Source organism: Xanthomonas sp. NCPPB 4467 (genome assembly GCF_041475665.2).
In the GTDB taxonomy this organism is placed as follows: Bacteria; Pseudomonadota; Gammaproteobacteria; order Xanthomonadales; family Xanthomonadaceae; genus Xanthomonas; species Xanthomonas dyei.
The window spans coordinates 3577144-3597767 of sequence record NZ_CM191260.1 but is presented as its reverse complement, the minus strand read 5'-3'; the positions used below and the strand labels follow the sequence as shown (position 1 = coordinate 3597767).

The 20624-nt window shown below is 64.2% G+C and carries 22 protein-coding genes; 5 read left to right on the top strand and 17 right to left on the bottom strand.

Going from position 1 to position 20624, the window contains the following annotated elements:
• Positions 1-70: 70 nt before the first annotated feature.
• The 7 genes from ACCQ06_RS15845 to ACCQ06_RS15815 form a co-directional block, all read right to left on the bottom strand.
• Positions 71-400, bottom strand: coding sequence for a non-heme iron oxygenase ferredoxin subunit (locus ACCQ06_RS15845; protein ID WP_064632529.1), 330 nt, complete (start codon positions 398-400; stop codon positions 71-73).
• A complete protein-coding gene (locus tag ACCQ06_RS15840) occupies positions 397-936 on the bottom strand; it encodes a GNAT family N-acetyltransferase (protein WP_228323177.1) in 540 nt (179 codons plus the stop codon). The genes ACCQ06_RS15845 and ACCQ06_RS15840 overlap by 4 nt, the downstream gene beginning before the upstream one ends.
• Positions 937-1128: 192 nt before the next feature.
• Entirely contained in the window at positions 1129-2373 is a 1245-nt protein-coding gene (locus tag ACCQ06_RS15835) for a cysteine desulfurase (RefSeq protein ID WP_316687173.1), read from the bottom strand.
• Entirely contained in the window at positions 2370-3632 is a 1263-nt protein-coding gene (gene sufD / locus ACCQ06_RS15830) for a Fe-S cluster assembly protein SufD (RefSeq protein ID WP_316687172.1), read from the bottom strand. Before sufD ends, ACCQ06_RS15835 begins: the two co-directional genes overlap by 4 nt.
• Positions 3632-4396 (bottom strand): Fe-S cluster assembly ATPase SufC, encoded by a 765-nt coding sequence (gene sufC / locus ACCQ06_RS15825; RefSeq protein WP_104614542.1) that lies wholly within the window; start codon positions 4394-4396, stop codon positions 3632-3634. Before sufC ends, sufD begins: the two co-directional genes overlap by 1 nt.
• A gap of 271 nt (positions 4397-4667) precedes the next feature.
• The gene (gene sufB, locus ACCQ06_RS15820; protein ID WP_104614543.1) at positions 4668-6125 is read right to left on the bottom strand and encodes a Fe-S cluster assembly protein SufB; all 1458 of its coding nucleotides are present in this window, start codon (positions 6123-6125) and stop codon (positions 4668-4670) included.
• Positions 6126-6140: 15 nt separating this feature from the next.
• Positions 6141-6599: an SUF system Fe-S cluster assembly regulator gene (locus ACCQ06_RS15815; RefSeq protein ID WP_005990420.1), complete on the bottom strand. Its 459-nt coding sequence runs from the start codon at positions 6597-6599 to the stop codon at positions 6141-6143.
• A 173-nt stretch (positions 6600-6772) separates the two neighbouring features.
• On the opposite strand from ACCQ06_RS15815, the gene ACCQ06_RS15810 reads away from it, so the two are divergent.
• Positions 6773-7240, top strand: a complete 468-nt coding sequence (locus ACCQ06_RS15810; protein ID WP_039420039.1) for an SET domain-containing protein — start codon at positions 6773-6775, stop codon at positions 7238-7240.
• A 105-nt stretch (positions 7241-7345) separates the two neighbouring features.
• Positions 7346-7888 carry a type 1 glutamine amidotransferase domain-containing protein gene (locus ACCQ06_RS15805; RefSeq protein WP_104614544.1) on the top strand — a complete coding sequence of 181 codons (543 nt, stop codon included), beginning with the start codon at positions 7346-7348 and terminating at the stop codon, positions 7886-7888.
• A 133-nt stretch (positions 7889-8021) separates the two neighbouring features.
• Here the strand turns inward: ACCQ06_RS15805 and ACCQ06_RS15800 are convergent, their stop codons facing one another.
• The 7 genes from ACCQ06_RS15800 to ACCQ06_RS15770 all read right to left on the bottom strand — a co-directional run bounded on the left by ACCQ06_RS15800 (position 8022) and on the right by ACCQ06_RS15770 (position 12950).
• Entirely contained in the window at positions 8022-8618 is a 597-nt protein-coding gene (locus ACCQ06_RS15800; protein ID WP_104614545.1) for a YceB family lipoprotein, read from the bottom strand.
• A gap of 55 nt (positions 8619-8673) precedes the next feature.
• The gene (locus ACCQ06_RS15795) at positions 8674-9060 is read right to left on the bottom strand and encodes a hypothetical protein (RefSeq protein WP_372365839.1); all 387 of its coding nucleotides are present in this window, start codon (positions 9058-9060) and stop codon (positions 8674-8676) included.
• A 211-nt stretch (positions 9061-9271) separates the two neighbouring features.
• The gene (locus tag ACCQ06_RS15790) at positions 9272-9574 is read right to left on the bottom strand and encodes a DUF3861 family protein (protein ID WP_170068505.1); all 303 of its coding nucleotides are present in this window, start codon (positions 9572-9574) and stop codon (positions 9272-9274) included.
• A 91-nt stretch (positions 9575-9665) separates the two neighbouring features.
• The gene (locus ACCQ06_RS15785) at positions 9666-10322 is read right to left on the bottom strand and encodes a M23 family metallopeptidase (RefSeq protein ID WP_372364389.1); all 657 of its coding nucleotides are present in this window, start codon (positions 10320-10322) and stop codon (positions 9666-9668) included.
• Positions 10323-10398: 76 nt separating this feature from the next.
• Positions 10399-10821 carry an HU family DNA-binding protein gene (locus ACCQ06_RS15780; RefSeq protein WP_104614547.1) on the bottom strand — a complete coding sequence of 141 codons (423 nt, stop codon included), beginning with the start codon at positions 10819-10821 and terminating at the stop codon, positions 10399-10401.
• A gap of 527 nt (positions 10822-11348) precedes the next feature.
• The gene (gene proC / locus ACCQ06_RS15775) at positions 11349-12203 is read right to left on the bottom strand and encodes a pyrroline-5-carboxylate reductase (protein ID WP_316687168.1); all 855 of its coding nucleotides are present in this window, start codon (positions 12201-12203) and stop codon (positions 11349-11351) included.
• 54 nt (positions 12204-12257) lie between these two features.
• Positions 12258-12950 (bottom strand): YggS family pyridoxal phosphate-dependent enzyme, encoded by a 693-nt coding sequence (locus ACCQ06_RS15770; protein WP_104614549.1) that lies wholly within the window; start codon positions 12948-12950, stop codon positions 12258-12260.
• Between the two features lie 326 nt (positions 12951-13276).
• Here ACCQ06_RS15770 and ACCQ06_RS15765 point away from each other — a divergent pair, with 326 nt between their 5' ends.
• The 3 genes from ACCQ06_RS15765 (at position 13277) to ACCQ06_RS15755 (ending at position 16518) form a co-directional block, all read left to right on the top strand.
• A complete protein-coding gene (locus tag ACCQ06_RS15765) occupies positions 13277-14314 on the top strand; it encodes a type IV pilus twitching motility protein PilT (protein WP_104614550.1) in 1038 nt (345 codons plus the stop codon).
• A gap of 127 nt (positions 14315-14441) precedes the next feature.
• Positions 14442-15572: a PilT/PilU family type 4a pilus ATPase gene (locus ACCQ06_RS15760; protein ID WP_104614551.1), complete on the top strand. Its 1131-nt coding sequence runs from the start codon at positions 14442-14444 to the stop codon at positions 15570-15572.
• A 271-nt stretch (positions 15573-15843) separates the two neighbouring features.
• Positions 15844-16518: a YitT family protein gene (locus ACCQ06_RS15755; protein WP_228323207.1), complete on the top strand. Its 675-nt coding sequence runs from the start codon at positions 15844-15846 to the stop codon at positions 16516-16518.
• A gap of 429 nt (positions 16519-16947) precedes the next feature.
• Here the strand turns inward: ACCQ06_RS15755 and ACCQ06_RS15750 are convergent, their stop codons facing one another.
• The 3 genes from ACCQ06_RS15750 to ACCQ06_RS15740 form a co-directional block, all read right to left on the bottom strand.
• Positions 16948-18084, bottom strand: a complete 1137-nt coding sequence (locus ACCQ06_RS15750; protein ID WP_372364388.1) for a hypothetical protein — start codon at positions 18082-18084, stop codon at positions 16948-16950.
• A gap of 89 nt (positions 18085-18173) precedes the next feature.
• Positions 18174-18713 (bottom strand): DNA-3-methyladenine glycosylase I, encoded by a 540-nt coding sequence (locus ACCQ06_RS15745; RefSeq protein WP_316687165.1) that lies wholly within the window; start codon positions 18711-18713, stop codon positions 18174-18176.
• Complete coding sequence (locus ACCQ06_RS15740) at positions 18710-20554, bottom strand: DUF4153 domain-containing protein (RefSeq protein ID WP_316687163.1); 1845 nt, start codon at positions 20552-20554, stop codon at positions 18710-18712. Before ACCQ06_RS15740 ends, ACCQ06_RS15745 begins: the two co-directional genes overlap by 4 nt.
• Between the last annotated feature and the right edge of the window lie 70 nt (positions 20555-20624).

Here is a 20624-nt window from a genome sequence, read left to right as displayed (position 1 = left end):
GACCGGAGGCGTAAGCCGGGAACGATAGGGCGGCCTGTCGCATGGAAAATCGCCGTTCGACGCTACCGCGCTAGCGGTCGTCGCGGGTCCAGATGCCGTCGTGCTCGCGCTTGACCGGGAATTTTGGCACGGCGGTGTAGGCGGGCGCGCACAACGGGCGGCCATCGCGGATATCGAAGCGCGCGCTGTGCAATTGGCATTCGATGGTGCCGGCGACCGGATCGAAGCTGCCGGGCGATAACTCGTAGTCTTCGTGGCTGCAGCGGTCTTCCAACGCGTACAACTCGCCGTCGAGGTTGAACACCACGATGGGCGCGTCGGTGACTTCATCCCACACGGTTTGCAGTTCGCCGGGTAGCAGCGCGTCGCTTGCGCAGACGAAGGTCCAGGTCTCGCTCATGGCGCGGCGCCGTCCAGCGATTTTTCCAGCACTTCGAAGCGTAGATCCTGCCGCAGCGGTACGCCGAAGCGTTCGTCGCCATATGGGAACGGCTTGAGGATGCCGGTGCGGCGATAGCCGCGCCGTTCGTAGAAGGCGATGAGTTCGTTGCGCACATCGATCACGGTCATGCGCATCACCGGCAGCTTCCATTCGGCCGCGACGATACGCTCGGCTTCGGCCAACAGCGTCTTGCCGAGCCCGCTGCCCTGCAGCGACGGGTCCACTGCGAACATGCCGAAATACCCCGCGCCGTCGTCGTCGGCGATATGCGCGCACGCCAGCAGGCGCCCATCCTGTTCGACCAGCAACACCAGGCTGCGCTCGCGCAGGATGTCCTGACGTAGCACGGCCGGGTCGATGCGGGCGCCGTCGAGAATGTCGGCCTCGGTAGTCCACCCCACGCGACTGCTGTCGCCGCGATAGGCCGAGGTCACCAACTGGACAAGGGCGTCGATGTCATCGACGGTGGCAGTGCGGAACGTGGTGGTCTGCATGAGGGCGGGGATTTGGGAGTGGGGATTGGGCATTCGTAACAGCGTAGCGGAGTCTGGCGCTTTTGAATTCCTACGTGAATAGTCGGTAACAGGAGAGCGATGGAAGTCCGCCGTCACTCGATGACATGCTTTTGCGATTCCCGATTCCCGATTCCCGATTCCCGATTCCCGATTCCCGATTCCCGATTCCAATCAGCCCAGTAGGCGACGCACCTTCACCAACGCGGCAACAAAACGCTCGATCTCGTCATGCGTGTTGTAGAACGCCAGCGATGCGCGACAGGTTGCTGCAACGCCGTAGAACTGCAGCAGCGGGTGCGCGCAGTGCTGGCCGGAGCGCACTGCCACACCTTCCAGATCGAGCAGGGTGGCAAGGTCGTGCGAATGCGCGCCTTCGATCAGGAACGACACCACGGCGGCTTTGTCGGGCGTGGTGCCGAAGATGCGCAGGCCATCGATCCGCTGCAGCTCTTCGGTGAAGTGCACCAGCAGCTCGGCTTCGCGCGCTTCCACGTGCTCCAGGCCGATCGACTCCAGATAATCCACCGCCGCGCCCAGGCCGATGAAGCCGGCGATGTTGGGCGTGCCGGCTTCGAACTTGTGCGGGACATCGTTGTACACGGTGCCTTCGAAGCTGACTTCCTTGATCATTTCGCCACCGCCCAGAAACGGCGGCATGGACTGCAGATGTTCGCGGCGCGCCCACAGCGCGCCGGTGCCGGTGGGGCCGCACATCTTGTGGCCGGTGATGGCGTAGAAATCGCAGCCGATTGCGGCCACGTCGATGCGCCGATGCGGTGCGGCCTGCGAGCCGTCCACCATGGTGACGATGCCGCGCTTGCGCGCGTCGCGGCAGATCTCGCGCACCGGGTTGACCGTGCCCAGTACGTTGGACACATGGGTGATCGCCAGCAGTTTGACGTCCGGCGTCATCGCCTTGCGTAAGGCATCCAGATCCAGCGCGCCCTCGGGGGTGATCTCGGCTACGCGGATGCTGGCACCGGTGCGCTGGGCCACCAGCTGCCACGGCACGATGTTGGCGTGGTGCTCCATGCGCGTGATCAGGATGACATCGCCTGGTCCCAGACGCGGCAATGCCCACGAGTACGCCACCAGATTGATCGCAAAGGTGGTGCCGCTGCACAGCACCAGTTCGTCGGCGCGCACATTGAGAAAGCGCGCGAGTTTGCTGCGTGCGCCTTCGAAGGCATCCGTGGCTTCGCTCCCCAGCGCATGTACTGCGCGGCTGACGTTGGCGTTCTGGCGCCGATAGAACTCGTCGGTCGCGGCAATCACCTGCAGCGGCTTCTGCCCGGTGTTGGCGTTGTCGAAATAGATCAGCGGCTTGCCATGCACCTGCCGCATCAGCAGCGGGAAATCCGAACGGACGCGTTCCCAATCCGGAGCGCTGCCCTGAGTGACGGCAGGTGCATTCATGCCACGCCCGCCGAATTCAGGGCGCGGTCCAGCTGCAAGGCCAGCACGGCGCTCAACGCAGCCGGCAGGACCCGCAACGGCTCGTGGCAGAACGCCGCGCTCAACAGACGCTGCGCCTCCGCTTGCGGCAGGCCGCGCGAGCGCAGATAGAACAAGGCGTTGTCGTCGAGCTGACCGACAGTGGCGCCATGCGCTGCCTGCACTTCGTCGGCATCGATCACCAGCACCGGCTGGGTATCGATTTCGGCATTGGAAGAGAGCAGCAGATTCTTGTTGGACAACCGCGCGTCGGTGCCGTCGGCGCCCTGGCGGATATGGATGCCGCCATGGAACACCACACGGCTGCGGTCCGCACCGACGCCGCGCCAGACCAGCTCGCAGGCGGTGTCGCGGGCGATGTGTTCGATGCCCAGGCGGGTATCGACATGGCGGCGGCCATTGCCCAGCAGCACGCCATTGGCGGTGAGCTGGGCGTTGCTGCCCTCCAGGCGCACGTTGAGTTCGTGCCGCGACAGGCCGGCGCCCAGTTCCAGATCCACGCGCTGGTAGCGCGCATTGCGTGCCAGCACGGCATCGGTGCGCAGCAGTGCGGTGGCATGCGCGCTATCGGCCTGCACGCGCGCATGCGACAACACCGCGTCCTGTGCCAGATGGACATGCATCACGCTGTTGTCCAGATGCGCCGCATCGCCGACATGCAGATGATGCTCGACCACATTGAGCGCTGCGCCGGCACGGACTTCGATCAAATGCCGGTAATGCCAGGACAGATCGTGCTCGCTGGCCGCGCTGACGAAGACGATGTGCAGTGGCAGCTCGATCTTCGCGCCGTCTTGCACGCGCACCAGCACGCCTTCGTCGGCCAGCGCGGCATTGAGGCGGGCAAAGATCTCGTCGCTGCCTTCGAAACGGCGGCCGAGCAAGTGCTTTGCGTCATCGCCTGCGGCCAGTGCGGCCGACAAGGTGTCCAGCTGCACGCCGTCCGGCAAGGTCGAGACATCGCTCAGCGCTGCGGAAGGGCGTCCGTTGACGAACACCAGCCGCGGCGCGGGGATCTCGTCCAATACGGCGGCATCGAGCAGCGTCGGCACCAGCGGTGCCGGCTGAAAACTGCGCCGTTCCAGCTGACGCAGCGAGGTGTATTTCCACGCTTCGGCGCGCGGGCCGGGCAGGCCGGTCTGCAGCGCGGCGTCGAGCTCGGCGCGGCGCGCATCGTCGCCGCTGAAGCCGCGGGCCAGGGAGTCGAGCAGGGCGCTCATCAGGCGGCAACCTCGGGCACCACACGATCCTTCAGGAAGTGGTAACCGTGTTTTTCCAGCTCCAGCGCCAGTTCCGGCCCGCCGCTCTGCACGATGCGTCCTTCGGACAGCACATGCACCACGTCCGGCTTGATGTAGTCGAGCAGGCGCTGGTAGTGGGTGATCACCAGGAACGAACGCTCCGGCGAACGCAGCGCGTTGACGCCGTCGGCCACGCTCTTGAGCGCATCGATATCCAGGCCGGAGTCGGTTTCATCCAGGATGGCGAGCTTGGGTTCGAGCACGGCCAGCTGGAAGATTTCGTTGCGCTTCTTCTCGCCGCCGGAAAACCCCTCGTTGACGCCGCGATGCAGCAGCTCGTCCTTCAGATGCAGCACCGCCAGCTTCTGCCGCACCAGCTTGAGGAACTGCATCGAATCCAGCTCTTCTTCGCCACGCGCCTTGCGCTGCGCATTGAGCGCGGCGCGCAGGAAATAGGTGTTGTTGACGCCGGGGATTTCCACCGGGTACTGGAACGCCAGGAACAGGCCGGCGGCGGCGCGTTCTTCCGGCGGCAGGTCGAGCAGGTTCTTGCCTTCGAACTGCACGCTGCCTTCGTTGACTTCGTAGCCATCGCGACCGGCCAGCACATTGCCCAGCGTGGACTTGCCCGCGCCATTGGGCCCCATCAGGGCGTGCACCTGACCGGGCTGGATGTCCAGCGACAGGCCTTTGAGAATGTCTTTGCCGGCGATGCTGGCGTGGAGGTTTTTAATGTTGAGCATGCTGATGGTCCGTCAGAATTCTTATGTAGCCCCTCTCCCGCCGGGAGAGGGGTTGGGGTGAGGGTTGGCGCCGCAAACAACTTCAAAGGCATCAGCGATTGATGAACGCGTCGCCACGCGCCATTGAAGTGAACATCCAGGAGCTCTTCGATTATTCACTTGAGTGGCGCGTTGCGACGCGTTCGTCATAGCTAATCTTTTCGAGATTCTCCTGGCGCCCCTCATCCGGCGCGGCGCGCCACCTTCTCCCGAAGGGAGAAGGGAAAGGGCGTCAGCCGACGCTGCCTTCCAGCGAGACTTCCAGCAGCTTCTTGGCTTCCACGGCGAACTCCATCGGCAGCTCGCGGAACACCTGCTTGCAGAAACCGTCGACGATCAGCGACACCGCATCTTCCTGGCTGATGCCACGCGCGCGGCAATAGAACAGCTGGTCGTCGCTGATCTTGGAGGTGGTGGCCTCGTGCTCGACGGTGGCGCCAGGATTCTTCACCTCGATATAGGGGAAGGTGTGCGCGCCGCATTGCTTGCCGATCAACAGCGAATCGCACTGGGTGTAATTGCGCGCGCCATCGGCGTTGCGGTCCACCTTGACCAGGCCGCGATAGGTGTTCTGCCCACGCCCGGCGCTGATGCCCTTGCTGACGATCTTGCTCTTGGTGCGTTTGCCGATGTGGATCATCTTGGTGCCGGTGTCGGCCTGCTGACGATGGTGGGTGAGTGCCACCGAGTGGAACTCGCCCACCGAATCGTCGCCGAGCAGCACGCACGACGGATACTTCCAGGTGATCGCCGAGCCGGTTTCGACCTGGGTCCAGGTCACCTTGCTGCGGTCGCCACGGCATTCGGCACGCTTGGTGACGAAGTTGTAGATGCCGCCAACGCCGTTTTCATCGCCCGGGTACCAGTTCTGCACCGTCGAGTACTTGATCTCTGCGTCTTCCAGGGTCACCAGTTCCACCACCGCGGCGTGCAGCTGGTTTTCATCGCGCATCGGCGCGGTGCAGCCTTCCAGATACGACACGTAGGACTTGTCTTCGCACACGATCAAGGTGCGCTCGAACTGGCCGGTATGACCGGCATTGATGCGGAAATAGGTGCTCAGTTCCATCGGGCAACGCACGCCCTTGGGGATGAACACGAAGCTGCCGTCGGAGAACACCGCCGAGTTGAGCGCGGCGAAGTAGTTGTCGCCCACCGGCACCACGCTGCCCAGGTATTGCTTGACGATCTCCGGATGCTCTTTGATCGCCTCGGACATCGAGCAGAAGATCACGCCCTTTTCGGCCAGTTCCTTGCGGAAGGTGGTACCGACCGAGACCGAATCGAACACCGCATCCACCGCAACGCCGGCCAGCCGGGCGCGCTCGTGCAACGGCACGCCGAGCTTGTCGTAGGTGTCGAGCAGTTCCTTGGGCACATCGTCCAGCGTGGCGTACTTGGGGCCTTTGGGCGCGGAGTAGTAGCTCAATGCCTGGAAATCGATCGGCGCGATCTTGAGCTTGGCCCATTCGGGCATCGGCATTTTCAGCCAATGGCGGTAGGCCTCAAGACGCCAGTCGGTCATCCATTGCGGCTCGTCTTTCTTGGCCGACAACGCACGGATGGTGTCTTCGTCCAGACCGGGTGGGAGCGAATCGGATTCGATCTCGGTGATGAAGCCGGCGTCGTAGCGTCGGCCCAGCCGTTCGAGGATCTGCGCATTCTGCGGGGGAGCAAGTTCGGTGGCCATCGGGCTGCCTACAGGTCAGGTGGTCGCGACGCGTGCGGCGATGGAACGCCGACGGCTGTCGCCAGGGAGAGAGAGGGGCTGCAACATCTGCGCAAGCGTGACCCGACGCAATGCATCGCCGACCACGTCGTTGATTAGGCGCCAGTTGGAGCGCACGCCGCATGTCTGCGCGATGCCGCACTGGCTGTGGTCCTGGCTGCATTCGGTGATCGCCAACGGGCCTTCCATTGCCTCGACGATCTCCACCAGGGTGATCTGGCCGGCATCGCGCGCGAGCCGGTAACCGCCGTGCACACCGCGCAGGCCTTCCACCAGCCCGGCTTGCGACAACGGCTTGAGGATCTTGCTCACGGTCGGCGCTTCCAGGCCCGCCTGTTCGGCCAGTTCGCTGGCGCTGAGCACTTCACCGCTGCGCGCGGCAAGCACGGTCAGCACGACGGTGGCGTAATCGGTGAGTTTGGTGACGCGCAACATGAGCGAGCAGGAAACCTTAAAGCGGACCGAAATTGTACTCTTTCCGGACGGACAGGGCCAACCGCCCGGTTCAGCCGCCGGCAAGCGCAGGCCGTTGCGAGTGGCGCAGCGCTTGTGCTTGGCGCATGGGCGCGCTGCGGTCACAATGAGCGGCCCCATCACTGGACCCTTACATGTCGCGCAAAGTTGCCGCCCGCAAGTCACGTATCCACGGCAATGGCATGTTCGCCCTCGCCCCGCTCCGCAAGGGCGAGCGCATCATCCAGTACAAGGGGCGCCTGCGCACGCACGCCGAAGTGGATGCCGACGACACCGGTGACGTGGAAAGCGGCCATACCTTCCTGTTTACGCTCAGCGACGATTACGTGCTGGATGCCAACTACGAAGGCAATGTCGCGCGCTGGATCAACCACAGCTGCAATCCCAATTGCGAAGCGGTGATCGAGGAAGCCGAAGGCGACGACCGCAGCAAGGACAAGATCTTCATCGAGGCCAAACGCGCCATCAAGGCCGGCGAAGAGCTGACCTATAACTACGGCATCACCCTGAGCGAGCGCCACACGCCGCGTCTGAAAAAGATCTGGGAATGCCGTTGCGGCTCCAAGAACTGCACCGGTACGATGCTGCAGCCCAAACGCTAAGCATGTGCAAGCGCGTTGTGCGCTGACGCGACGCACACATCGGTTCACGGCTGCGCAACAGCGCGCTGCCTAGGGTGCGGGCTTCTTTCATCGAGGAGCCCTCACATGCCGTATTCGCTTTCCGGCAAGACCATCGCGGTTCTGGCCACCGATGGCTTCGAGCAATCCGAACTGACAGAACCCAAGCGCCTGCTGGAATCGTGGGGTGCCAAGGTCGATGTGATCGCGCCTGGCGATAGCGCAAAAATCCGCGCCTGGAATCACACCGATTGGGGCGATTCGGTTGCGGTCGACCAGCATCTTGAGCAGGCAACGCCTGAGGGCTACGACGCACTGGTGTTGCCCGGTGGCGTGCTCAATCCCGATACGCTGCGCACGGACAAACAGGCGATCGCCTTCATCCGCGCGTTCGCCACAGCGCAGAAGCCGGTGGCTGCCATCTGCCACGGGCCATGGTTGTTGCTGGAAAGCGACTTGGTGCGCGACCGTAACGTCACCTCGTGGCCGTCGGTCAAAACCGATCTGACCAATGCCGGCGCGCGCTGGCGAGATGCCGAAGTGGTGGTCGATGGTCAGTTGATCACCAGCCGCAAGCCGGATGATATTCCAGCGTTCAGTGCGGCGGTGGCCAAGGCGTTGGCTGCATAAGCGCACCGGTTCCACCCAGCACCAATCAAAAAGGCCCGGCGCTATTGCGTCGGGCCTTTTTATTCTGGCGTTGTGCGTGGTGTGCAGAGGATGAGGACTGCAGTTGCGCAGGCTGCCGACAAGCGTGCAGGACCTACTTCCCCGACAGCGCCGCCGCCGGCACCATCTGCTCGATGTTTTGATTGAAGTTGACCGCCACGCGACCGTTCTGGATGCCGACCGACTCCACCTGCACGGCGCCCATCACTGCGGCAATCGACGGGTCGATGCGATAGATGGGTTCCTTGCGCGCGTAGTCGGCCAGCCAGGTATTGAGCAGCTGCCGGGTGCTGTGGTCGAGCTTTGCGCCGGAATTGGCCGGGCGGAAATCGTCGATGCTGGGCTGGTCGAGATAGAAGCCTTGCTTGGCGACGTCGTAACGCAGCGCGCTGGTCAGCGTCACATTGCCCACCGGAGCGGGCGCACCACCGGCAGTTGCCACCGCCAGATCGAAGGCCATCTTGATCCGGTCGCCGGGCGGCAGCGACAACGCCGGATTGCTGACCGTCATTGCGATCAAGCCACCGAGCGTGTTGTGCGTTTGCGGGAAGCGGCCTCCCAAAAACTGCTGCAGGTCGCTGGCTTGCACGCTGATCTGATGGCCCTGGATCTGCGGCGCCGCCCAGGCGCTGGTCATGGGGAGCGCCAAGGCAAGGGCAAGCACGGATCCGGCAAGCGAACGCAGTTTCATCGGGTGACTCCGGCAACAGGTGACACAACCTTAGTCAGTGCCGGTGAACCACGGGTTAGCGCAGCACCGGTTGCAGGGTGGCCGAGTAGATTTCCCAGCGGCTGCTGCCGGCGCGCGGCTGCAGGCGATAGGCGCCGACCAGTTGCAGTGTGCCCGAGCCCGTGCGCACGGTGATACGTACCGGTACCTCGATGCGCCGCGGTGGATGTTCTTGATCCAGCGACACCGGCGGGTCGTTGTTGATGCGCATCGAGCGGATATCGCCGATGCCGCGCAGTACCGCATCGTCCGGCACCGGCGATGGCCGACCGCCGGTCCACATCGCATCGGCATCGGCGCGTGCGCCGCCGGGCAGTGCACCCAGATACCGCTGCACGGTTGCGCTTGCTTCGGCAAAGCTGGCGCGCGCTTGCGCATCGCTGGGGGCGTCGGCGAGAGGCAGCGTGGATGCTTGGTTGGCAGTTGCTGCAGCGGATGCTGCCGGCGCCGGTGCTGTGGGCAAGCGGGTTGTCGCAGCCGTGTCTTGATCTGCACTGCGATGACAGCTGCAGCCTGCGAGTGCGGCTAGCGATATGGCAATTGCGATCCAGCGCATGGCGCGTCTCCGTCCCCCGAGGCGCGCAGTGTAGCCGGCGTGTGCGCCGCGAGGTGGCTCAGGCGGCAGGGTGTACGCGTTGCAGGCGGTCGAGCAGCAACTGCAGCTTGGGCCGTAATGCATCCAGCGCATCGCTGGGTTGCGCGCGTGGACGGGCGGCCAGGTCTTCCAGCAATTGCGAGCCGACGGTGAGTGCGGCGCATTCGTCGCTGCTCAGATCGCGGCGCAGATGCAACTCTTCGAGCAGGCGCATCCAGTCGGCGCGGGAGCGCTGTTCGAACTCGATGGTGCAGCGGTTGTCGCATGGGCGCCCATCGTTCTCGATGGGCGTGACCGTAATGCGATAGCGTTTTCGGGACATGGTGGTCGCGTCACTCCTGGACTGCATCCACCATAGGCGCAGGCTGCCGCGCGCTCGATAGCGCAGGCCATGACGCAGTGTTCCAACGTGCTCAGTCGGGTTGCTTTGGCGTGGTTTTACGCAGGAGCGGCAGCGGATCGTACGCACCGTTGCGCCCATAGACACCGTAATGCAGGTGCGGCGGCGTGCCGCGCGCGTTGCCGGTGGTCCCCACCATGCCCAGCGCGGTGCCTGGTTCGACAACATCGCCAACGGCCAGCCCGGGTGCCCAGTCGTCCAGGTGCGCATAGTAATGCCGCTCCATCGCTGGCCCGAGCACCCAGACCTGTTTCCCACCCAGCCCGGCATCGCGAATGGCGCTGACCACGCCGCGGGTGGTGGCGATCACAGGGGTGCCGCGCGGCGCGAAAATATCCACGCCGGCATGGCTGCGGTCGCGTCCGCGTGGTGCGCCGAAGGTGTCGGCAATCTGGCGCGCACGGACGTTTTTCACCGGAATCTGCAGGGTCTGCGGCGGCGGCATCCGCGACAGCTCCCAACTGGTGCGCAGGCGTTCGCCCATCGGCGACTGCCAGGCCCAGCGCGCGGTCACGCCCAACGCGCACAGCAGGGCAATCGAAACCAGCAGGCGACGCACACGTCGGGCGGGGCTGCGAGGTGCTGGCGCGGTCATGGACACTCTCTGTTGCGAACTCACCAACAGGGTAGACGGGCTGCCATGACTGCGATGTGGTGTGTCGACACGCATCGCCAACAAGACGCGGGAAAAGCGTAAAAAAAAGACGGCCCGCAGGCCGTCTCGATAACACAGGATGCAGGCGAGATTACAGCGCTGCGTCTTTCAGCCGCTTCATCGCGCGCACCTTGATCTTGCAGGTTGCCGGCTTGGCGGCAAACATCTGCTCTTCCTTGGTGAAGGGATTGATGCCCTTACGCTTCGGCTTGGCCGGCACGTTGACCGAGGTGATCTTCAGCATGCCCGGCAGGGTGAAGGTGCCGGCGCCCTTCTTGCTCAGTGAGGCGTGTGCGGTGGCTTCCAGCGACGCCAGCACGGCGCGGACGTCCTTCGGAGCCAGCTGGGTGGATTCGGCGATGTGCGCGACCAGGCCGGTCTTGCTCAGGGCTTCCTTGATCGGCTTCGGTGCGGCGGTCTTGGTGGCGGCCTTGGCCGGCTTCGCGGTCTTGGTAGCGGCGACTTTTTTCACTGCCTTCTTGGGGGCAGCCTTCTTAGCGGCGGTTTTTGCCATGAGGTATTCGTTCCGTATTCGTTGGTGGTGTTGGGTCTGCCGACCCAGTCGGCAACGCGAAATGTAGGGCAACTGCTGCGCGCCGCCAATAGGCAAACGATGAAACAACACAAAAAAGCGTCTTTCGACGGGGATTCGTTCACCAGCAGCGCAAAACGCGCGTAAAAACCAGTGCGGAACGCGTGCAGCGCGCAGACATGTGCCGTATCTGACGCAGAGCAGCAGGTCGTTGCGCAAGGCTGCGGTCGGAATGCGCATGCCAAAAGACTCTGCATTACGCAATCCGCTCTGCTGCCAACGGCGGATGCATCGCCGCGCGATGTCGAAGAAGTCGCGCGCGATCGTCTGATTGGCGCGTATTGGCATCGATTGCAACGCGCGCGACGTTGCGCGGAAGGTCGCTTGACGTCTGAAACTGGATGCCGTGCGGCGAGCGGCAACTGCTTGCGAGGCAGGTCATCGATCATCGCTACACGTCGCTGATTGCCCCACGCAGCCAGCAACGCGTTTGGGCGAGCCGCGGCGCGCTAATCGTTGGCCGCCGACAAACTGCGGCCGCGCTCGGTCGCCGCAGCGATTGCTTGCGCTGTCAGCGCTTCGAATCCGCCCGCCTGGAATGTTTCGATGGCCGCTTGCGTTGTGCCATTGGGCGAGGTTACGCGACCGCGCAGGACCTGCGGTGCTTCGCCCGATTCGGTGAGCATGCGGGATGCGCCCAGCAGGGTTTGCAGGACCAGCGTGCGCGCGGTATCGGCCGGCAGTCCCTGCGCCTGTGCCGCCGCTTCCATCGCTTCGGCCAGTAAAAACAGGTACGCCGGCCCGCTACCGGAAACGGCAGTCACCGCGTCCATCTGCGCTTCGTCGTCGATCCACACCGTCACCCCGGCGCTTTCCAGCAATTGGGTTGCCTGCATGCGCTGTGCATCGGAGACGCGTGCAGTGGCATACAGCCCGGTGACGCCGGCGCCGAGCAGCGCGGGGGTGTTGGGCATTGCGCGGACCACCGCCATGTCGCCACCGCACCAACGCTGTAACTGTGTGGCAGTGATGCCGGCTGCAATCGACAGCACTAGCGGCTGCTGCACTTGTGCGAGCCCGGCCAGTTGCGCGCACACGCTTGGCATGACCTGCGGTTTGACCGCCAGCACCCAGGTGGCCGCGCCATCGGCCGCGTCACGTGCGCCTTCGACCACATGCACGCCAAAGTCGCGCGACAATCCGCTGCGCAACTCGGCCACCGGCTCGGCGACGCGCAGGCTGGCAGCCGGCACGCCTTGCCGGATCAGCCCGGCGATCAGGCTGCGCGCCATGTTGCCCCCACCAATAAAGGCGATCAGCCCGGTATGGGCGGACGATGGCGCAGGCGGCGTGGGCAGGGTCATTGCGGCACCTCTAGTAACTAAGTAGGAGTGGTTCGGAGCGATGCGCGAGGCAGATCAGGCGGAAGCGGCAGGCGAGGGCGCACGCGCACCGAACAGCGCCGTCCCCACGCGCACCATGGTGGCACCGGCCGCGATCGCTTCGGCAAAGTCCGCGCTCATGCCCATCGACAAGGTATCCACCTGCCGATGGCGCTGCTGCAGCTGCGCGAACAGGTCCTGCATGCGCGCGAACGCCGCAGCCCGACGCGCCTGGTCCGGGAACGGCGCCGGGATCGCCATCAGCCCGCGCAATTGCAGCCGCGGTTGCAGTGCGATGGCGTCGGCCAGGCGGTCGATGGCGTCGGGCGCGCAACCGTACTTGCTGTCCTCATCATCGATATTGACCTGGATCAGCACATTCAACGGCGCGCGATCGTCCGGGCGGTGGCGCGCCAGCAGCGGAATCAACTTGGCGCGGTCCACCGTCTGCACCCAGTCGAAGCATTGGCTGGCGATATCGGCCTTGTTGGACTGCAGGTGGCCGATCAGGTGCCATTCCAGCCCCAGCTCGTGCAGCGCGGCGATCTTGGCCTGCGCCTCTTGCACGTAGTTTTCGCCGAAGGCACGCTGGCCCTGCGCCGCCAATGCGGCGACGGCATCGGCCGGTTTGGTCTTGGACACCGCCAGTAACCGGACGTCGGTACGCGCATGCTCGGCTGCTGCGGCATGGATGGCATCGAGAATCTGCTGCAGCGACGAAGCCGGCACGTGGCGATCCAGAAAGAGACAGGAGCGCTAGTGTGCCGCCGCCGCTGGCTTCCTTCCAGCGCGCCGTGACCGCGCTGACGGCGGTAGCGCTTGAAGGCAGTAGCGCTGCGGTGAGGTGGAAGGGGCAGCTGCTGCATGCGCAAGCCAGCCTGGCTGTAGCCGAGACAGGCAAGCGCCGTGCCCGGCCACGCCCGAAAACAACGCCTTCAGCCCCGCGCGGCGCTGCCGACCTGAACCGGCGCAACGCCGCTTCCCGCCAGCAGCCAGAACGCTATACTGCCGGCCGGGGAGTACCTTCCAATCGCAGCCTAGGGGAAAAGCAGCGCATGGATATCGCTGAACTATTGGCGTTTTCTGTCAAGAACAAGGCATCGGACCTGCACCTGTCTGCAGGACTGCCGCCGATGATCCGTGTCGATGGCGATGTCCGTCGCATCAATATTCCGGCGTTGGACCATAAGCAGGTGCACGCGCTGGTGTACGACATCATGTCGGACAAGCAGCGGCGCGATTACGAAGAATTCCTCGAGGTCGACTTCTCGTTCGAGATTCCCTCGCTGGCGCGCTTCCGCGTCAACGCATTCAACCAGAACCGTGGCGCCGGTGCGGTGTTCCGCACCATTCCCTCCGAAGTGCTGACGCTGGAAGACCTGGGCTGCCCGCCGATCTTCCGCCAGCTGATCGACCAGCCGCAGGGTCTGATCCTGGTCACCGGCCCGACCGGTTCGGGCAAGTCGACCACGCTGGCCGGCATGATCGACTACATCAACAAGAACGAATACGGCCACATTCTCACCGTCGAGGATCCGATCGAATTCGTGCACACCTCACAGAAGTGCCTGATCAATCAGCGCGAAGTGCACCGCGATACGCACGGTTTCAACGAAGCGCTGCGCTCGGCCTTGCGCGAAGACCCGGACATCATCCTGGTCGGTGAGTTGCGCGACCTGGAAACCATCCGCCTGGCGCTCACCGCCGCAGAAACCGGCCACCTGGTGTTCGGCACCCTGCACACCAGCTCGGCGGCCAAGACCATCGACCGCATCATCGACGTGTTCCCGGCTGGCGAAAAGCCCATGGTGCGCTCGATGCTGTCCGAATCCCTGCGCGCGGTGATTTCGCAGGCATTGCTCAAGAAAGTGGGCGGCGGGCGCACCGCAGCCTGGGAAATCATGGTCGGCACCCCGGCGATCCGTAACCTGATCCGCGAAGACAAGGTGGCGCAGATGTATTCGTCGATCCAGACCGGCCAGCAGTACGGCATGCAGACGCTGGATCAGCATCTGCAGGACCTGGTCAAGCGCAGCCTGATCACGCGCAATCAGGCCCGCGATTACGCCAAGGACAAGCGGGTATTCGAGTGATTCGGGAATCGGGAATCGGGAATGGGGAATCGCAAGAGCGCGCCCCTGACTGGTTCCGGCTCCTGGCTTGCAGATTTTCCAATTCCCGATTCTCGATTCCCAATTCCCGGCTCCAAGGGAGCACGCCATGAGCACCATCGACTTCACCTCCTTCCTCAAGCTGATGGCGCATCAGAAGGCGTCGGATCTGTTCATCACCTCCGGCATGCCGCCGGCGATCAAGGTAAACGGCAAGATCAGCCCGATCACGCAGACGCCGTTGACCGCGCAGCAGAGCCGCGATCTGGTGTTGAACGTGATGACGCCGTCGCAGCGCGAAGAGTTCGAAAAGACCCACGAGTGCAACTTCGCCATCGGCGTGTCCGGGGTCGGGCGTTTCCGTGTGAGCTGCTTCTATCAGCGCAATCAGGTGGGCATGGTGCTGCGTCGGATCGAGACGCGCATTCCCACCGTGGAAGAGCTGAGCCTGCCGCCGGTGATCAAGACGCTGGCGATGACCAAGCGCGGCATCATCATTTTCGTGGGCGCCACCGGTACCGGTAAGTCGACCTCGCTGGCGGCGATGATCGGTTACCGCAACCAGAATTCCACCGGGCACATCATCACCATCGAAGACCCGATCGAATTCGTGCACAAGCACGAAGGCTGCATCATCACCCAGCGCGAAGTCGGCATCGATACCGATAGCTGGGAAAACGCGCTGAAAAACACCCTGCGCCAGGCGCCGGACGTGATCATGATCGGCGAGGTGCGCACCCGCGAGGGCATGGACCACGCGATCGCCTTCGCCGAAACCGGTCACCTGGTGCTGTGCACGCTGCACGCCAACAATGCCAACCAGGCGATGGACCGCATCATCAACTTCTTCCCGGAAGACCGCCGCAATCAGCTGCTGATGGATCTGTCGCTGAACCTCAAGGGTGTGGTGGCGCAGCAACTGATTCCGACCCCGGATGGGCGCAGCCGCCGCGTGGCGATGGAGATCATGCTCGGCACGCCGCTGGTGCAGGACTACATCCGCGACGGCGAGATCCACAAGCTCAAGGAGATCATGAAGGAGTCCACCAACCTGGGCATGCGCACCTTCGACCAGAGCCTGTTCGAGCTGTATCAGGCCGGCGAAATCAGCTACGAAGACGCGCTGCGCTATGCCGACTCGCAGAACGAAGTGCGCCTGCGCATCAAGCTCTCGCAGGGCGGCGATGCCAAGACCCTGTCGCAGGGGATGGATGGCGTGGAGATTGCCGAAGTTCGGTAATGCGTCGTCTGTTGCCGCAGCGCTTGCACCGGCTGCGGCCAACGCCTGGCGCGGTGGTCTGCAGTGCTTGATCAAAACGGCGCCCCGCATCGGGCGCTTTTTTTGTAGACGCGATTCCCCTGTGGTAACGCACGCGTCCCGCACTGGAGAGGCGGTATCGCTGCTGTTTCAGATGTAACCAGGGTGGCCGATAGTGTCTAATATCGCACCTCATTGCACCCCCAAACCCGTGAGCCTTCCCGATTCCGATCTCCGTCCGGAGCAAGAACCGTTGCCCGACGACGGCACCGTGGTCACCTCCGGGCCGTTGACGCCACCGCCGGATTCGGCGGGAACCACGGCCGACGACCATGCGTATCACCATTCGGTGGCCGAGGACGTGCAGGGCATGGTGCTCGCCACGCTGGTGGCCTCGCTCGGCCTGGCGATCTTCGCCAAGGGCGGGCTGATGATCGGCGGCATGGCCGGTGTCGCCTTCCTGCTGCACTACGCGTTGCATTGGAATTTTGGCCTGGTGTTCGTACTGGTCAACCTGCCGTTCTACTGGTTGAGCGTGCGCCGCATGGGCTGGGAATTCACCCTGAAGACCTTCGCTGCGGTCGGTGCCTGCGGCGCCTTGACCGACCTGCTGCCGCGCTGGGCCGAATACGCGCACATGCGCACCGCGTTTGCGGCCATTGTCGGCGGCGCGCTGGCCGGGCTGGGTATCCTGTTCTTCATTCGCCACCGCGGCAGCCTGGGCGGAATCGGCATCCTGGCGGTGTATTTGCAGCGCGAACGCGGCTGGAGCGCAGGCAAGGTGCAGATGAGCTTCGATGCCATGCTGATGCTGGTCGCCTTCTTCGTGCTGACACCGGACAAGGTGCTGTATTCGGCGCTAGGCGCGCTGATGCTGAGCCTGGTGCTGATGTTCAACCACCGCCCGCACCGTTACATGGGCGTGTGATCTGCCAGGCGACGTCGTCGCTCACCACGTAGGAGCGCACCTGGGCGCGATGCAGCTTTACCGATAACCCGTGGTGCCCGGGTTCCACCGGCAATCGGTGTGCAAGTTCAAGCGTTGCATCAGCCTGCGTGCGCCGAAGAGCGCATGCACGTCATGCCGTTGTCGACGTAGCACTGCGCACTGCGTGTTTGGGTGCGCATGCGCCCATGCGGGCCAGATCGTCCGGTTCCTCGCCACGTGCCAGGCCTCGATGCAGGTTGCCTCGCGACCCAGCGCGGCGTCGCTATCACTGCTGGCGTAGCGTTGCGCATCGCCATGCAGGCCTGGAGAGACGAAGTCAGCGCTGACATTGGACGCATCGCTATCGCGTGGCAGCTGGCCTGGACAGCATCAAGCAGCGCTCGCAGTCTCTACGGCCACGTTCGGTGGCTACTCTGGCTGCGTAGTCGCGGTTACCACCGCCACGCTGGCTCGCTCGCGTCTTGAGTCCAGCGGCAGGGTCGCGACTTGAGTGCCGGGAGCGTCGTACAACCACAGCGCACAACACCCTTCGGGGGAGGTCAGATAGCTGCTGCGAAAGGCCACAATGCTGGCGCTGTAGCACGCCTGGCCGCGCCGCACACGAAAGTCGGCGACATAGTCGAAGGTGTAGTGGCCCGCATCGTGCCAGGGCCATTGATCGGCTTCGTCGGGATCGCCGCTGGTCTGCGCCGGGCAGCGTGCAGCAGGGTCCGGTGCACGCTGCGTGCCGTCCGGTGCGAACGCAAGCTGCTGCAGCTGCGCGTTGACGGCTGCCTGCAGTTGCGGGTGTTGCGCCAGCCAGTGCGATGCCTGTTGTTCTTCGGCGGTGGCACTGGCTGCTTGGCGCGATGGTGTCGCCAGCGTGTGCCGGTAGCGATAGCGCACCTGCAGTACCTGCGTCTCCACGCGTTCGCCGGGCGAGGACAATGGGCGCGATACCGTCACCGTGTCCTGAAAATAATCGCCATCGCGGTAGGCCGCGTAGCTTTTGCCATCGATGCGCAGCCAGTACAAGGCCTGATCGCTGCCGCGGCCGTTGATGCTGAAGCTGCCGGGCGTGCCATCTGCGTCAACTGCGGTGGCGACTGCCGGGCGGAAGCCCTGCGCGCGGTCGTAGCGCAGCACGGAGATGTCGTTGAAGAGTCCGGTGCCGCCGACATATGCATCGTCTATCAGATCGCGCTGACCGTCTTCGTCCAGGTCGGCCAATGTGTAGTGGTGATTGCCATTTTCAGCGATGTCGTTCTCTGCACTGGCACTGGTGGTGCGGTAAGCCTGCACTGCCAGCCACTCCGCATCTGTCACACCCACTGGCTGCACGGCTGGGGGTGCTTCGGTATCGTCGCTGTCGTCCGGCCTGCCGAGATCGAAGCTGAGCCCGGTGGTGTCGGCATGGCGCTGCAGCACGGTATCGATCGGGATGGGGTTGCCGATTGGCTCGGCGACGATTTCGCGCCGCAATTGTTCCAGTACCTGCGAGACCGTCGCGGTGGTTGGCGGGGCCGCATGTGCCTGGAAAACCAGCCCGGCATGGGCGACGAGCACGAGCAGGCAGCCGTTGCGTGTCCTTGCCGACACAGGCGATGGCAGCATGCCGAAAGCGTGTCTGCCTCCGTGCTTGAACATCCGCGCGCTCATGCTGCCTGCATCCAGGCCGGTTTGAGTTTGGCGATGCGTTTGAACGCCGGGCATTGCGCGTGATGTGCGCCGGGCAGGTAGCCCAGACTCATCAGGAATTCGCCGGTGATTTCGCCGCCGGTGAAGCGGAACGTCTTCTTGAACAGTTTGACCCAGGCCGGCTTGTCGAGCGGATGCTGCGCATCCAGCCATTGCGCAAAACCGCCATGCGAACGGCGCAAGGTCTGGATGACCTGCGCGTTGTGGATGGCCGCCAGGATTTTCAGACGGTTGCGGATGATGCCGGCGTCGCTCATCAAGCGCGCAATCTCGGCGTCGCCATACGCCGCGACCGTATCCACGTCGAATCGGTCATACGCGTGCTGAAAATTGCCGCGTTTGCGCAGGATGGTTTCCCAACTCAGGCCGGCCTGATTGATTTCCAGCACCAGGCGCTCGAACAGTTCGCGTTCTTCGCGCTGCGGGAACCCATATTCGTGGTCGTGGTAATGCCCGTGCACCGGGTGGCCGGGCGCGATGCTGCAGTAGCCGCTCATGGGTGAGGTTCCGGCCGGATGCCTACTTCGTTGGGTGTGATGTGGATGCGTCGGCCTCCAGGCAGCGCCAGGTCCGGCCAGCGATTGGGCCGCGTCTGTAGCTGACCATTGCGCAGCGCCTGGCTCACTTCGCTCATGGCCGCGCCGTCCAGGGAGTAGAGCTTTGCCGTACCGGCTTGATACCAACCACCGCCGTTGCGGGTCTGCAGCTCGCAGGCAACCACATAGTCGGCGCCGAGATTGCACAACAGCACATCGAGCTCGCCGTCGCCATCGAGGTCGCTGCTGCTGACAACGCAGTTGCTGTTGCCCTGCGTGCAGGCGCCCCAGAGCATCTTGGACCGCACCAGGTAGTGCCACCAGTCCGCTGGCGGCTCTGCCTGGCCGGCGGCTACGGTGACGTGCTTGCGGATTTGGGTCAGGTCGGTCAGCTGTTTGTCCTTCTGGTCTTCTACTGTCTCACTGCCTGCCCAGCGGCTGGTGCGTGCCAGTAACTGCTCCAGCTTCTGCTTGCGCTCCGGGCTGCCGGCAAAGGGGGGCGTCGTGCGCAGCGACTGCACGGCCAGATAGCCGCGGCGGCCATTGTCGAAACGCAGAAATTCCAGATTCTGTTGCAGGGTCTCGGGCGTGTCGTTGGCAAGGCGCTGCATCTGGCTCTGCACGGTGATGCGATACGGGTCGAGCAGCGGTGTATTGAACAGCACTGCCAGCCCGATCACCACCCACGATAGCTCCATGTTGCCGCCAGCCAGCTGCGGTAGCCAACGATCGGCGCGCGGCCGCAGCACCGCGAACGCATAGGCCATGGCATATGCCAGCGCCAGCGCGGCCAGCAACGCCGCGCAGATGCGTTCGCTGGTCCAGCCGTGCTGCGCAATGCGCAGACCCACCGCATAGGCGGCCAGCGCCGCATGCAGCGGCAGGCTGAGCAAGCCGGCCTCGATCATCCGGCGCAACCAGCGCGGATACGGCGGCAGCCCGCTGCCATCCTGGTACACCGCGTTGGTAAACAGCACCAGCCCGAACACCAGGCTCAGCAGGATCGACGCCGCCGAACGGGTCTGCCAGAGCGCTTGCAGCCCGGTAAACGGCAGCACCAGCAGGAACAGCAGCGCGATGCCGGCCAGCAGCGGGAGCAGCCCGGTGCAGAGGGCGAACAGGATCTGCCGCATCACCTGCACCGCGCGGTGCTGGGTCCGCCCGATCAGGATGCCCAGCCCGGTGATGGCGCTGGTCGCCAGGTAGGCGAACGCCTGTTCGTGGAACAGTTCGGTAAAAAACCTGATCTTGACCAGCGCGAACAGGCTGGCCCATAGCCCCAGCACCATCCAGCACACGCCCACGAACAACAGCGCCAGTGCCAGGGTCAGGCCGTTCTGCCAGGCGTATTCGAACAGGTCGTGGTAGCCCGCCCGCCAATGGCCGTGCAGCTGCCGATGTTGCATCCAGGGCAGCGCAACGAACCAGCCGACCGTGATGGTGAAGCCGAACGGACCAAGCACCCGCGCGACCTGCAGGGCCGGCGCGCCAGTGCTGCTCCACGCCGCCCAGCTGCCCAGGGCAGCCAACACCAGCGTACTTGCTGCCACGTGCTGCCACAGGCGCCAGTCGCGAAGATCCTGCACGCTCAGCAGTACCAGGCTGGGTACGATCGCCACCACGGTGTACCAGCAGATTCGGGCGCCCAGTTCGGTGAAGGGCCACACGCCCTGTTGTTGCCCCGCTGCGGCCAGATACAGCAGGCCGCCCTGCAAGAGCGCCACCAGTACGATCAAGACGCGGGTCTGGCGGGGCAGTGGCGTGTCGGAGCGCGCGGGTAGGGTTCCAGGTGTGGGCAGCATCGTCGGTCCTTGGCATGCAATAGGCGGCAAGTATGGCAGCGGCCCTGCGCGCGGCGGAACGAACGGCTAG